The sequence below is a fragment of the Flavobacterium sp. genome, from assembly GCF_025352015.1.
In the GTDB taxonomy this organism is placed as follows: domain Bacteria; phylum Bacteroidota; class Bacteroidia; order Flavobacteriales; family Flavobacteriaceae; genus Flavobacterium.
Genome location: NZ_JANXUG010000109.1, coordinates 1 through 14660, shown reverse-complemented (window position 1 = coordinate 14660; position 14660 = coordinate 1). Strand labels below are relative to the sequence as shown.

The 14660-nt window shown below is 34.4% G+C and carries 11 protein-coding genes; 6 read left to right on the top strand and 5 right to left on the bottom strand.

What is annotated here, in order from left to right; genetic code table 11:
* Nucleotides 1–139: 139 nt before the first annotated feature.
* The 5 genes from Q0Q96_RS10925 to Q0Q96_RS10905 all read right to left on the bottom strand — a co-directional run bounded on the left by Q0Q96_RS10925 (nucleotide 140) and on the right by Q0Q96_RS10905 (nucleotide 9123).
* Nucleotides 140–1699 (bottom strand): G-D-S-L family lipolytic protein, encoded by a 1560-nt coding sequence (locus Q0Q96_RS10925; RefSeq protein ID WP_293875292.1) that lies wholly within the window; start codon nucleotides 1697–1699, stop codon nucleotides 140–142.
* Between the two features lie 27 nt (nucleotides 1700–1726).
* Nucleotides 1727–4516: a TonB-dependent receptor gene (locus tag Q0Q96_RS10920; RefSeq protein WP_293875290.1), complete on the bottom strand. Its 2790-nt coding sequence runs from the start codon at nucleotides 4514–4516 to the stop codon at nucleotides 1727–1729.
* 109 nt (nucleotides 4517–4625) lie between these two features.
* A complete protein-coding gene (gene glmS / locus Q0Q96_RS10915) occupies nucleotides 4626–6476 on the bottom strand; it encodes a glutamine--fructose-6-phosphate transaminase (isomerizing) (protein ID WP_293875288.1) in 1851 nt (616 codons plus the stop codon).
* Nucleotides 6477–6487: 11 nt separating this feature from the next.
* Nucleotides 6488–8302 (bottom strand): DUF4270 domain-containing protein, encoded by a 1815-nt coding sequence (locus tag Q0Q96_RS10910; protein ID WP_293875286.1) that lies wholly within the window; start codon nucleotides 8300–8302, stop codon nucleotides 6488–6490.
* 14 nt (nucleotides 8303–8316) lie between these two features.
* Nucleotides 8317–9123, bottom strand: a complete 807-nt coding sequence (locus Q0Q96_RS10905) for a glycogen/starch synthase (RefSeq protein WP_293875284.1) — start codon at nucleotides 9121–9123, stop codon at nucleotides 8317–8319.
* 106 nt (nucleotides 9124–9229) lie between these two features.
* Here Q0Q96_RS10905 and panC point away from each other — a divergent pair, with 106 nt between their 5' ends.
* From panC to Q0Q96_RS10875, 6 genes are all read left to right on the top strand, one after another.
* A complete protein-coding gene (gene panC / locus Q0Q96_RS10900) occupies nucleotides 9230–10078 on the top strand; it encodes a pantoate--beta-alanine ligase (RefSeq protein WP_293875352.1) in 849 nt (282 codons plus the stop codon).
* 14 nt (nucleotides 10079–10092) lie between these two features.
* Nucleotides 10093–10443, top strand: a complete 351-nt coding sequence (panD, locus tag Q0Q96_RS10895; protein WP_293875282.1) for an aspartate 1-decarboxylase — start codon at nucleotides 10093–10095, stop codon at nucleotides 10441–10443.
* Nucleotides 10444–10449: 6 nt separating this feature from the next.
* Nucleotides 10450–11415, top strand: a complete 966-nt coding sequence (locus tag Q0Q96_RS10890) for a lysylphosphatidylglycerol synthase transmembrane domain-containing protein (RefSeq protein ID WP_293875280.1) — start codon at nucleotides 10450–10452, stop codon at nucleotides 11413–11415.
* Between the two features lie 58 nt (nucleotides 11416–11473).
* Entirely contained in the window at nucleotides 11474–12748 is a 1275-nt protein-coding gene (locus tag Q0Q96_RS10885) for an alpha/beta hydrolase-fold protein (RefSeq protein WP_293875278.1), read from the top strand.
* A gap of 24 nt (nucleotides 12749–12772) precedes the next feature.
* Complete coding sequence (gene radA, locus Q0Q96_RS10880) at nucleotides 12773–14134, top strand: DNA repair protein RadA (protein WP_293875276.1); 1362 nt, start codon at nucleotides 12773–12775, stop codon at nucleotides 14132–14134.
* A gap of 246 nt (nucleotides 14135–14380) precedes the next feature.
* Nucleotides 14381–14503, top strand: a complete 123-nt coding sequence (locus Q0Q96_RS10875; RefSeq protein ID WP_293875274.1) for a hypothetical protein — start codon at nucleotides 14381–14383, stop codon at nucleotides 14501–14503.
* The last annotated feature ends 157 nt before the right edge of the window (nucleotides 14504–14660 follow it).

The window sequence follows — 14660 nt, the reverse complement described above, 5'->3', positions numbered from 1 at the left end:
TTTTATCAGAGCGCAAAGATAATTTTTAAAAACCGAAAAATCAATAAATATTTTAGAAAAAAAGTAGAATTTTTAAGGCTACTATAAATTAAAAACCATCTCGGTTAAGGAGATGGTTTTTAGTGATAAAAAGATTTTTTTACAAAGACCCAGGATACAATATTTGGTATTGTCCTAAATTAACTCCTTTAAAATTAGAACCATATTTAGCATTAATGGCTTCTAAAAATTTGTTGGCAATCAAGGCATATCCTTTTGGACTTGGATGCACGCCATCAAGAGAAAATGAATTACCAGTGACATAAGTCGAAGTCATAGTGTAGCCATTGCTAACAAGGCCACCATTGTTTACTTGATTTAAAATTGCATTTGCATCTACAAATGCTAATCCTTTGGCGGAAGCTAACGCTGCAATGGATGCATTAAAAGCTGTTGTTGCCGTTACAATTTCTGCGTTTTCAGCAGCAGTTAGCACTGTACCGTCTTGCATAGGATTTGAAACACCTATCACATTGAAAGGTGCTGGTGCACCTGATTGATATGTTCCAATTATTCCTCTGGAAGTTAGCAAAATATAATCACTATTACCCACGGTGTTACTCGCATGCCTTGCTCTGCCATATAAATTTCCGAGATAGCCAGCAGTTGGTGTAGGATAACCAGCATTTATTAATGCTGCAGTAATTTGGGCTGAAATATTTATTAAACTTTCATCAATTATTAAAAGAGGGTTTCTTTCTGTTGTAGCAGGATTTCCATCATCAGCAAGTATAGTTGCAAACCTGCCTGGCAAACCTGCTCCAGCTAATGCGGCATTAATTCCTCCAAACAATTGATTTAACTGTCCCGCTTGTGCAGGGGATAAACCTGGTATCGGATTTGTGGGTACTGTTGTAAAGAACGGAACAGAACTTACATAAGGTATATTTGCCACCACTCCTTTTGCTCCATTAGCTGTTAATTGATCTAAAAGTGTGGAATAAACATTAGCAAATACAGTAGGATCAGTTATGTCATTTCCGCCGTAAGTTGCAAGGTTAACATTGCCTAGTTGGTTAACCCCTACTCCTCCTGATGTTGCATATGCCAATACATCATTATTTCCTATCCACAAAGAAAAGAAAGTTGGGTTTTGAGCAACGGCATCGCCAATTATTGTTGCAGAAGGTGAAGATGCAAATCTTACAAAATAAGGATTTGCTTGTCCTAATGCTACGCCAGCAATATTTCCGTAATTTGCGGCAAGCAGATGAAAACTTTTTGCTCCTGGAACACCCATATTATTAAACGGACCGGTCAAAATATTTGTGATATCGGTGGTAGTCGTGCCACTTACAGGAGTGGGCACATTTCCCGGAGCCAAGTATAATCTTGGGCCTTGAATTTGTATTCCTCCTAACAATAATCCTCCAACATTATCATTCATGTAGGGTATTTTAAATTCGCCACCACCAACAAGCGCAAATTGTTTAGACAAGATGTTAGGGTAAGAGTTTTCCTGACCAGCTTTGAATAAACCACCATCACTGTATCCGGCGCACAAAGAATTACCAAGAGAAACATATTTAGAAAAATTTGCTGAACCAGCCGTCAATGGTAAACCGTCAGAGGAGTTTGAAACAACGGTTGTATCGTTGTTGCTAGTACATGCTACAAAGGTTATCGAAACCAATAATAGCCATTTTAAATTTTTTATCATAACTTTTAAATTATTAATTATTGATTACTATGGATTAATTGTTATTGAGGCAAACCATTGTTGTCCAATAGCCCCAGCCCCGATTACTTGTATGTAATCTTTTCCAAACAGATTATTGGCTCCTACTTTTAAAACTGATTTTAATTTTGGAATAGCATAGTTAATTTGTGCATCAAAAACTACATTCTCCGGAACCATTCCATCTGCAAAAGAAGACTGCCATAAATATTGCGTATTCCATCTTACATTAGTATTAAATCCAAAGTTTTTAAACAATTTTTGATTTCCCAATGAAGCTTTAACTCTGTGTTTAGGAGTATTAAAACTTGGAATAAAACCAGGATCTTCGGCTTGATTAAAAGTATACTCGGCATAATTATAATTAGCACTCAATTCAAAATCTTTATATACCTTTTTGGACAAGCCAGCACCAAACCCTAATGAAGTAACTTTCGATTTTGAATTATCATAAACCTGGTAAATTCTTCTATCACCATTTACTAATGCTGCGATTGCATTTGCTGGGTCTGAAACCACATTACCGTAGTAAGGCGTTACAACTCTAGATTGATTCAAAAAGTCATTATAAATATTATAATAACCGCTAATATCAACAGTTAAATCATTTTTGATTACGGAGCGATAACCAACATCAATTGCCTGAACTCTCTCTGGTTTTACCAAATTTATGTTAGCTACTTGTAAATCAGCTGGATTAAGTGTTTGTCCAAATGTTTGAACAGACGTTAAAGTATAAGAATTTGTGTAAGCATCAACTCCATTTAATGTTTTTGTAGTCGAACCAGATATTATCTGACCTGCAGCACTTACCGGTAGTGTTTCTGTAAATCTTGTTAGATTGTCTGGAGCAGAACCAATTAAAGCAAATGGGCCTAAATTCAAACCAATGTACTGGTCTTGCGTTGTAGGGTTTCTAAAACCTGTTTGATAAGAGGCTCTAAAGTTATGTTGTTTTTTATCACCTGCAGAATAAACAAAAGAAACTCTGGGTGAGTAAAATCCATCAAAATTTTGTGATTTATCATAGCGAACAGAACCTGTAAATTTCAGGCGATTGTCTTTCATAAGTTTCTTTTGAACTTGAGCATAAGCTCCGTATTCATCATATTTTATAGGGCCGTCATAATCGGTAAAAATAGTTCCATCAGAATTCATTACGTAGCGTCTGTAGGAACCACCTAACTGAATTTCGGCAATTTTAATTAAATCCTTAAAATTATAGTTTACGTCGGCGTGATACAATTTTGATTTGTCTTTAAATTTTGAACCTGTAACTAAATTTGGATCTGCAATCACACTCGCTAATGCACTTGCGAATTCTGGTGAACCTGGTAAAAATCTTCCAGTATCAGCAGTTGCTCTACCAGCGGCATGAGCTTGTTCTGGAGTTGCGCCAGCTAAAGTAGATTGAATAAAGGCACCAGCATATTGACCAAACCAAGTTTTGTCATCTTTCCATGCTCTATTTACATTCCACGCAGCAAAACGCATATCGTAAGAATCTCCAGCATTTTCATTAGTCATATATCCTCTAACAAAATAATTTTTACCTTTAAATTCCAATTTTGTTTGATTCATAAAGAAATTTTTCAAAGAATATCTGTTGGCTCCTTGATAAATAGTATTTCCTAAACCAACTTTGTGTTGAAAGATAATTTCATTGTCATCAGCCCAAGGTTTGAAATGTAACGAAAAATCAGCTTTTACACTTTTAACGGTGTTGTCATTTAAGTCTCTTTCATCATAACCTGTTCTAGCTACATTGTAATTGGGTAATAAATTAACGGCCGATTGAGGAATTAAACCTAATCCTGCCAAACTTTGTCCCACGCCTTTTATATTGGTCGAAACTTCATCGCCATATACATTTAATCCGTCATAATTTGGATTTACCGATGAACCCGAAAAATTTGTAGCTATATCTCTTTTATCGGCTGCAATCCATTCTGTTCCTTTCAGGAAAGTAAAGTTGGCTTTTGCCGCAAAGTAGGGCGAAAAAGCATGTGCTGCTCTTATTCCAAAATCATAATAATCATTTGTTCCAGCAGCTTGTTGTGTTGTTTGTCCGTATTTAAAATAAAAGCTTAACCCTTGATTGGTAAAAGGACTTTTGCTATTCATAAACAAAATCCCGTTAAAAGCGTTAGCTCCATATAATGCTGATGATGCTCCCGGGAGAAGCTCAACATTTGCAACATCTAGTTCAGATACGCCAATTAAATTTCCTAATACAAAGTTCAATGCTGGAGAAGAATTATCCATACCGTCAACCAATTGCAAAAAACGAGTATTGGCAACCGTTGCAAAACCTCTTGTATTGATTGATTTGAATGATAAACTGCTTGTGTTGAAATGTACTTCTTTTAGGTTTTCTAATCCATCATAAAACGTTGCAGCAGTAGTGCTTTTTATTTCTCTCAAATTCATTCTTTCGATAGTTACCGGTGATTCTAAAACTCTTTCTGGTGTTCTAGATGCAGCGACAACGATTTCATCCAGCTTGGTTTCTTCATCGGTTAACGCAACCGAAACTTTTTGATTGTTTGCCGTAATGGCAATTTTTTTCATACCATTACCCAAGTTCGATACCTCAATGTCAAAAGGTGGCTTTTTTGTGGTTGATAAAGTGAAATTTCCGTCACTATCTGTAACGGTTCTTGAACTCTCGCCAGATATTTTGACATTGGCACCTGGTATAGGTTGGTTTTTTGTGTCTTTTACCGAACCCGATATTGAAGTTTGCGCAAAGGTTATTCCGCAAAAAAACAATGAAACGATAAATAAATAAATCTTCATTTGGTTTTAATTTTTGTTGGTTTAAGTAGCCAAAGTACAAATATTTTTGATTGTATTAAAAAAAGCGAGATTTTTTCTCGCTTTTTTTAATTTATGACTGTTTTTTTAATTATTCTACTGTTACCGACTTTGCTAAATTCCTTGGTTGGTCCACATTACAACCTCGTAATACTGCAATATGGTACGATAATAGTTGTAGTGGAATTGTGGTAATTAGTGGCGACAAGGCATCTGAAGTTTCAGGAATTTCTATAACATGATCCGCCAATTCTTGTACCTGCGTATCACCTTTTGTGACGATGGCAATAATTTTACCACTTCTTGATTTAATTTCTTGAATATTACTCACCACTTTATCATAATGCCCTTGTTTTGGTGCAATGACAATTACGGGCATTTGTTCGTCAATCAAAGCAATTGGACCGTGTTTCATTTCTGCAGCTGGATAACCTTCTGCATGAATATAAGATATTTCTTTTAGTTTTAAAGCCCCTTCTAAAGCTACTGGAAAATTGTATCCTCTGCCTAGGTATAAACAGTTCGTTGCATCTTTAAATTTCATAGCTATCTCTTTGGCTTTTTCGTTGGTTGATGCTAAAGCTTCTGCCACTTTTTCTGGAATGACTTCTAATTCTTGAAGGTATCTATGGAAATCAGAGTTTGATAAGGTTCCTTTGGCTTTCGCCAAACGCAGCGCAATCATGGTTAATACGGTAATTTGCGTCGTAAAAGCTTTGGTAGATGCTACTCCAATTTCTGGACCAGCATGAGTGTATGCCCCAGCATTAGTTTCTCTAGAAATAGAAGAACCAACAACGTTACAAACTCCAAATACGAAAGCTCCTTTTTCTTTTGCCAACTTAATAGCGGCCAAAGTATCAGCAGTTTCACCCGACTGTGATATGGCAATTACAATATCATTTTTATTGATTATGGGATTTCTATATCTAAATTCTGAAGCATATTCTACTTCAACATTTATTCTGGCAAATTCTTCTATAACATATTCGGCTACTAATCCGGCATGCCATGAAGTCCCACAAGCTACAATGATAATTCTATCTGCATGTAGAAATTTTTCCAAATTATCTTCAATCCCAGCCATTTGAATGATTCCGTCATTAGCATGAAGTCTTCCTCGATAAGTATCTTTGATAACATTGGGTTGTTCATAGATTTCTTTCAACATAAAATGATCATAACCTCCTTTTTCAATTTGCTCCAAATTCATTTGAAGTTCCTGTACATAAGGATCAACCAAAGTATCGTCCTTAATTTTTCTTATTTTTAAAGGTTTATGAAGTCTTATAATTGCCATTTCTTCATCTTCTAAATAAATAGCATTAGAGGTGTATTCTATAAAAGGGGAAGCATCAGAAGCAATAAAAAACTCATCTTCACCAACGCCAATTGCTATTGGACTTCCTAATCTGGCTACTATAATTTCGTCTGGATTTTCTTTATCAAAAACACAAATAGCATAAGCACCGACTACTTGATTCAAAGCAATTTGAACTGCTTTTCCAAGTTTTATATTTTCTTTCTTTTTTACATCCTCTATAAGGTTTACCAAAACTTCGGTATCAGTATCAGAAGTAAAAATGTATCCTCTTTTAAGTAATTCTTTTTTTAAGGGTTCATAATTTTCAATAATTCCGTTGTGGATGATTACTAAGTTTCCAGAATTTGAAACGTGTGGATGCGAATTAATATCATTTGGAACACCATGGGTTGCCCAGCGGGTGTGTCCCATTCCTATTGTTGCTTTAGAGGAAGCAATAGATTTAGACTTTTCTTCTAGGTCAGAAACTTTACCTTTTGTTTTAGTAATTTTAAGGTCATTTCCATCGTGTAGCATTATCCCAGCGCTATCATATCCTCTGTATTCTAATCTTTTTAAACCTTTAATTACGATTGGATAAGCTTCTCTAAATCCAATATAGCCAACTATTCCACACATAATTTTAGATATTAATTAGGTTTTGTGTAATAAATTTCAAGTTTTAATTTTTTGTCTTCGGGTAAAGTAGGAGTTGTTGGTCCTGTCCCGTATAAAATAGTTCCTAAAGGACTTAAAACCGACATAGTTGGCGCAACTGTAGCATTGCTATTAGCTGTTTTTAATTTTGAAAGACCAACAATATTTATATTTTCTGATACCGATAAACCGAGTCTTACGTTGATAGAATCATTTTTAATTAAATTTCTAACATAATTCGTAATTCTGATTTTATATTTAGATCCTTTATTAGCTATCATACCGTTATTATCTTTTATTTGCTTAACAATGGTATTGTCATCATTTAAAAGAATTCCGCCAAAAATATATTTATTTAATTTTGGATAAGTGCCATTGCTGGTAATATCATAGCTGTAATCGACGATTGCTTTTTTATGGGTTAAATCATAAAGATAAATTCGATTTGGTTCTACCGTTTTAGTATCAGATAAAGTTGGCTTGTTTATATTAAAAGTTAGATTAGCTTCATTGATAAGCCAGCCGTTATATTTAATGTCATCAATTTCATCGGAAATTCCGTTTGGTCCGGTGAGGGTATACTTGGGGTTAGCTGAACTAATAGGTAAGTTAGAATTATAAGCTGTGTTAAGAACATATCCTTTGGTATCTGTTGAACCAAATAAATCTATAATTGCCATCGATCCTTCGCCACCTTTTAAATAAAGTTGAGACGCTTCCTGCGTGCTGCTGGCTGCAGATAAATAATCAGGACTTTCATTAGAATTCTTTAATAAACTGATACTGTTTCCATTAAGATTTAGCACAAACGTTTTGTAAACTCTTTCAACTTTATATTCGTTAACAGTTGTTGTAGTCAAATTATCGGGAGTTACTTTATCTTCATTATAATACAGTGTTATTTTACCTCCTTTAAAATTAATCAGAGCCATGTTATTGGTCAGCCCATTTTCAACTTTAAAATATAATCCTCTAAAATAATTTTTGAAAGTAACATTATCTGCTAAACTTCCGCTTGGCGCGTTCAATATTAGATTAGTAAAAATGGTTTTGTTTAAGTGTAATCGCATAGAGGGAATACTTCTACTGTAAATAGGGGTTACACCATCATCATTTAAAGTTTTTGTACGGTGCTCTCTTTTGTCAAAATAAAAATTGGTGTTTTCGTGACCATCGGCGTTTTGTAAGCCAAGTAATGGGTCGTCAACAAGTGACGCATCATTTAATAAAACCGAAATTTTATTGTTATCAATAACATCATCTTGATTTTGACCAGTATAATAAAGTTGTTGCTCCACCAACGATTGATTAGGATCTAAATCTCTTAAAAAATAATTAGATTGGTAAATACTTAATTTAAACTTAGACTCATTAACCCCAAAAATAGAATCTAATCTATAAGTATTAGTTTGATCCGCGTTAACTGTTTTTAATGTCTTAAAATAGGGAATTTCTATAATCACGCTATCAATAGCCGTCACTCCATTTGGATGATCAGAAACTACAGAACCATTGTTAAACACGGGATTTGTTGACGCCATTTCGAGCTGCGTTACAAAATTTGCTTGCGTGGTGCCAAAAGCTGGATTAGTATAAAAACCAAGCGCATTGATGGGCAAATTATTGGATGCTATTTCGTTCAGTTTTTGATTGTACGCTTTGACTGTAGCGTCAGTATATTTTTCAAAACCAAAGTGGTCATCGCCCACAATATTGGTTCCTAATTCATTAAAATCTTTATCGCATGATGCAAAAAGAATAGCAACTAATCCAAATAAAATGTATTGTGATACTGATTTTTTAAACATAAAAATAATTGTTTTTAGGAAAGCATATTTCTATAAAAGTTGGTATATGTTTCGGAGAATTTTTCTTTAGCGGCGAAAGGTAAAAAAGGTTTTCCTGAAGATTCTATAAATTTTGTTAAACTTGGCGATACATTTTCAGAAGCAATAATAACACCATCTGAATGTTTAACAGCAGCTTTTATAAGGTTTTCATAGTTAGGTAATTCTAATTCCTCAATAGCCTCTTGAGGGACACCGTCAAATTTTATTTTGTTGATCATTTCAAGATCTAAACTGCCTTCAAATGACTGTCCGTAAACTGAAGTCAAAATTTTAGTCTGCGAAAATAATGCTTCGTCCTTGTAATAATGTTTCATATAAATAGGCAACAAACTGGCCATCCAGCCATGAACATGTATGATATCAGGAACCCAATTCAATTTTTTTACGGTTTCTACAACTCCTTTAGCAAAGAAAATAGCTCGTTCATCGTTATCTGCAAAAAGCACACCTTCTTCGTCGCTAAAAGTGGCTTTTCTTTTAAAATACTCATCATTGTCAATAAAATAAACCTGAATTCTTTCTTTCGGGATTGATGCCACTTTAATTATTAAAGGCATATCCAAATCATTTACTACCAAATTCATTCCCGATAATCGGATAACTTCATGCAACTGATGCCTTCTCTCATTGATATTTCCATATCTTGGCATAAAAATTCTTATTTGTCCGCCTTGATCATTAATCATTTTTGGAACATCATAAGACATCAAAGAAACCTCATTTTCAGCCAAATACGGCACCACTTCAGATGATACATATAATATCCTCTTATCTTCCATAATCTATTTTACTTTACTTATTGGCACTAAAAAACAGGCAAAAGTACAAAAATTTATGCAGTTATTTATGAAAATGGTATGTTTGCAACTCATTTATCGAAAGCCAATGCTCATTTTTAACACCCAAAATGAATTAGTATCTCATTTGAATTTTGTTTCGAATGCTACTACTACAATTGGTTTGGTACCCACAATGGGAGCACTTCATCTGGGACATCTTTCTTTATTATTAGAAGCATTGCAACATAATACGCTTGTTGTGGTTAGTATTTTTGTAAATCCAACACAATTTAATAACCCCGAAGATTTAGCGAAATATCCTAGAACACTAGAACAAGATCTCGAAAAAATTAAAACAATTTCAGAAAAAATTATTGTATTTGCACCGAGTGTTAATGACATTTATGAAGGGAAAACAATGGCACAGCACTTTGATTTTGATGGATTAGAAAACCAGATGGAAGGCAAGTTCCGACCTGGTCATTTTGAGGGAGTTGGAACAATTGTAAAAAGACTCTTTGAAATTGTCCAGCCTACCAATGCTTATTTTGGCGAAAAAGATTTTCAGCAATTGCAAATCATTAAAAAGATGGTGCAAATAACCAATTTAAGTGTGAATATTATTAGTTGCCCAATATTCAGGGAGCAAAACGGATTAGCCATGAGTTCGCGTAACGAAAGACTAACCAAAAACGAGAGAAATGAAGCTGCCATTATTTTCAAAACCTTATTGCAGTCCAAAAATCTTTTCAAGACTAGGTCAAGTAATAGGATAACGAAATTTGTTATAAAAACATTTGAAAACAAAAAAAACTTTGATTTAGAATACTTTCAAATTGCTGATGAATCTTCCCTGTTGCCTTGTGTCCGAAAAAATAAAACAAAAAAATACCGCGCATTCATTGCAGTTTTTGTCAACAATATCAGATTGATAGATACGATTTCATTTAATTAATTTACTTTTACCCAATGCAAATTGAAGTTATAAAATCAAAAATTCATCGTGTAAAAGTAACAGGTGCCGACCTAAATTATATAGGAAGCATAACCATTGACGAAGCCTTAATGCAAGCAGCAAATCTTATAGAGGGCGAAAAAGTAGCTGTGGTGAACGTTAATAATGGCGAACGATTTGACACTTATGCCATCAAAGGGAATAAAAACTCGGGCGAGATTACGCTCAATGGACCTGCAGCCAGAAAAGTACACAAAGGAGATATAATTATTATCATGTCCTATGCTTTGATGGATTTTGAAGAGGCAAAAAACTTTAAACCTTGGTTGATTTTTCCCAACGAAAACACTAATTCACTCACCTAAACTATCTTGAAAAAACATGTAGTCAAATGGCTGACAATTTTTGTTCCTTTTTTAATAGGAATAGGAATTATATATTATCAGTTTAACACCTTGTCATCAGAGGAAATAATAAAAATTAAAATTAGTTTCGAAAAAGCAAATTACTATTACATATTATTGTCTTTAGTAATTGCTTGCCTTGGCTATTGGTCCCGTGCTTACAGGTGGAAATTTGCCTTAAATCATTTGGGTTATCAAACCAAATTTTACAATAATTTCTTTACCGTTTGCGTTTCCTATTTAGTGAATTTAACCGTTCCTCGTTCGGGAGAAATTTCGCGTGCTGCATTGCTAAAAAAATACGAAAATGTTCCTTTCGATAAAGCATTCGGAACCATTGTAGCAGAGAGAATAGTTGATTTGCTCATCTTTTTTTTATTCGTAATTATTGGATTTGTTTCCCAATTTGATAAAATATATCAATTTCTTTTAAGTCAAAACGTATCGTTACAAGCATTGTCTATGGCGGCTCTGGTAGGTTTAATTATGTTTTTCGTTTTTGTTTTAATTTGGATTTATGCCGAATGGAAAATAATTTTAAAACTAAAACAAAAAATGTCTGGCTTAATTGAAGGTATCACAACCGTATATAAAATGAAGGATAAATGGAATTATATTTTTCATTCTTTTTTCATTTGGTTTTCATATTTTGTAATGTTTTACGTGTCTGTTTTTGCCTTGCCAGAAACCACCAAAATTAGTTTTGACATTGTCATTATGGGATTTATTTTTGGCAGTCTTGCCGTAGGTTTTTCTAATGGTGGACTTGGAGCTTATCCTTTTTCTATTGCCTTAATTTTTTCGCTTTACGGAATTACCAAAGACGTTGGAACTGCTTTTGGATGGCTTGTATGGACTTCACAAACCATTTTGGCAATACTACTCGGATTGATTTCCTATGTTTTGCTTCCACTTTTAAACAGGAATAAATAATTTCGTTATATTGCTAGTCAATTTAATAAAAGTGCCATTTAATCCAATGCTAACAGTTATGAAAAAAAGTATCCTGTTTTTATTTTTTGTTTGTTCCAATGCCCTATTTTCTCAAAAAGTAACCGACTCGATTTCGTCCAAAAAACTTAATGAACAAAGGCAAATAACCATCGGTCTGCCACCATCGTATGAAAAACATCCGAATCAAAAATATCCTGTTTTAATCCTTCTAGATGGTGATTTTCTTTTTGACCCGTTTCAAGGTGCCATGAGCTATGGCTACTATTGGGACGATTTGCCCGAAGTAATTATTGTTGGGATTATCCAAAATAAAAAAAACGTACGTGAAACAGATTGTGCTTTAGACAAAACTACTGGTTTACCCACCGAAAAAGGAGAAAGCTTCTTTGAATTTATAGGAATGGAATTGTTGCCCTATATTGAAAAAAAATATAGAACGGCACCGTTTAAAATGATTGCTGGATTGGATACGACAGCCAGTTTTTTAAACTGTTATCTCTACAAAGACAATCCAATTTTTGATGCTTACATCTCTATGAGTCCAGAACTTCCAACAGGTATGGAAGAACAAATTCCAGATAGATTGACCGCCATTCAAAAACCTATTTTTTACTATCATTCCTCTGCCGATGGTGATGTAAAAAAAATGCGCAACCGAATTCTAGCATTAGACGAAGTAGCTAAAAAAATTAACAAACCAACACTTAATTATCGGTTTGACGATTTTAAAGGAGCATCGCATTATTCGTTGGTTTTAAATTCTATTCCAAGTGCTTTGTATCAAATATTCTCGGTGTACCAGCCTATTTCAACTACCGAATTCAATGAAAAAATTGCTACTTTAACTTCTGGATATGTTGATTATTTAGCAAAAAAATATGATGTAATAGATAAATCGTATGCGCTAAAATTGCCAATACGGTTAAATGATTTTAAAGCCATAGAAGCAGCAATCTTAAAAAACAAAGCTTACGATGAATTTGATAAATTAGCACAGTTAGCCAAAAAAAATTATCCAAAATCAATGCTCGCTGATTACGAAATGGGTCAAATGTATGAGAAAAAAGGTGATAATGCCCGCGCTGTAAAATCTTATATGAGTGCTTTTCAACGAGAAGAAATTGGAGATTTAACGAAAGAGATGATGATTGATAGAGCCGATGATTTGAAAAAAAGTTTACCAAAAAAAGGCAAAAAAGGCAAAGACGAACCTGTAGTTGAAGAGACACCTCCAACCGATTCGCCACCATCAGAAGTAATTCCGACAGATGCACCAGCTACCGACACGCCAAAACCAGTTAAAAAACCATAAGAATAGCTCGTAAATTTTGCATAAATGTCAAAAATAAAAACAACTTTCTTTTGTCAAAATTGTGGTGCCCAATATGCCAAGTGGCAAGGACAATGCAATTCTTGCAAAGAATGGAATACCATCGCTGAAGAAATTATCCAAAAAGAAGAAAAAGCAAGCTGGAAGACCTCGACTACCGATTCTAAAAGAGTTTCAAAACCGATGCGAATAAATGAAATCGATGCTACGCAAGAAGTGCGAATGAACACTACAGACGGCGAACTGAATCGTGTACTTGGTGGCGGTATTGTTCCAGGTTCCTTAATACTTCTCGGCGGAGAACCTGGCATTGGAAAAAGCACGTTGCTTTTACAAATTTCATTAAAATTGCCATACAAAACGCTCTATGTTTCGGGCGAAGAAAGTCAGAAGCAAATAAAAATGCGCGCAGAACGCATCAACCCAAATAGTGACAACTGTTACATTTTGACGGAAACAAAAACCCAAAATATTTTTCGTCACATTGCAGAAACTGAACCCGACATTGTTATAATTGATTCGATTCAAACATTGCATACCGACTATATTGAGTCAACACCAGGTAGCATTTCTCAAATAAGAGAAACTACAGCCGAGTTAATAAAGTTTGCAAAAGAAACTAATATTCCGGTACTACTGATTGGTCATATTACAAAAGACGGCACAATTGCAGGACCAAAAATTTTGGAACACATGGTCGATACTGTTTTGCAATTTGAAGGCGACAGAAATCACGTATATAGAATTCTTCGGTCGCTCAAAAATCGTTTTGGATCAACCGCTGAATTAGGAATTTATGAAATGCAAGGCAGCGGTTTGCGTGAAGTTTCAAATCCTTCAGAAATTTTGCTTTCGCACCGAGAGGAACAATTATCGGGAACGGCGATTGCTTCGACACTCGAAGGTATGCGGCCTTTGATGATAGAAATTCAAGCCTTGGTTTCGACCGCAGTATATGGAACGCCGCAACGCAGTACGACGGGTTATAACGCCAAACGATTGAACATGATTTTGGCGGTGTTAGAAAAACGCGCTGGTTTTCGTTTAGGAACAAAAGATGTTTTCTTAAACGTTACTGGCGGAATTTCTGTAGACGATCCGGCAATAGATTTAGCAGTTGTTGCTGCCATCTTATCTTCTAACGAAGATATCGCAATTGGAAAACACTATTGCTTTGCTGGCGAAGTAGGTCTTTCTGGTGAAATTCGGCCAGTAAATAGGGTAGAACAACGTATTCAAGAAGCTGAAAAATTAGGTTTTGATACTATTTTTGTATCTAAATACAATAAAATAGCTATTAAAAATTCGGCAATAAAAATTATTTTGGTTTCAAAAATCGAAGAAATTGTAGCGCAGTTGTTTGCCTAAAATAAGTTTCACACAATAAAAGTTAAGTTAATTCGTTTTTAATTAAACCTAACTTTTATGAAAGCAAAATCCCTACTCTTAATTGGGTTGTATTTTATTTTAATTTCCTGCAATTCCTCGAGTACTTTTCATAAATTTGATAAAATACCCGAAAATAACCGTTGCTAAAAATCAGCTCCCAAAACCTATGAATTTGAGATTAAAGACGATTCAAAATTCTATACTATAACTTTCAAATTCAGCCATGTGTACGATTATCAATTTGCGAGTGTTCTTATACAATATGTTATGGAAATTCTTGATGGAAAAACAGAAAATGTAACTATTGATTTGGCTATCAAAGATGCGTCGGGGAAACAACTTGCCTAGTGTGGTGGCGATATTTTCGATTTGAAATACCCGATTAAAGAAAAAAAAACTCGAAAAAGGAACGTATAAAATCGTCATTTCGCATAATTTCAAAGGTGCTACCTAACCTTCCTAATGTTATCGGGATTGGATTGGATGTTGACCTTGTAAAATAAAA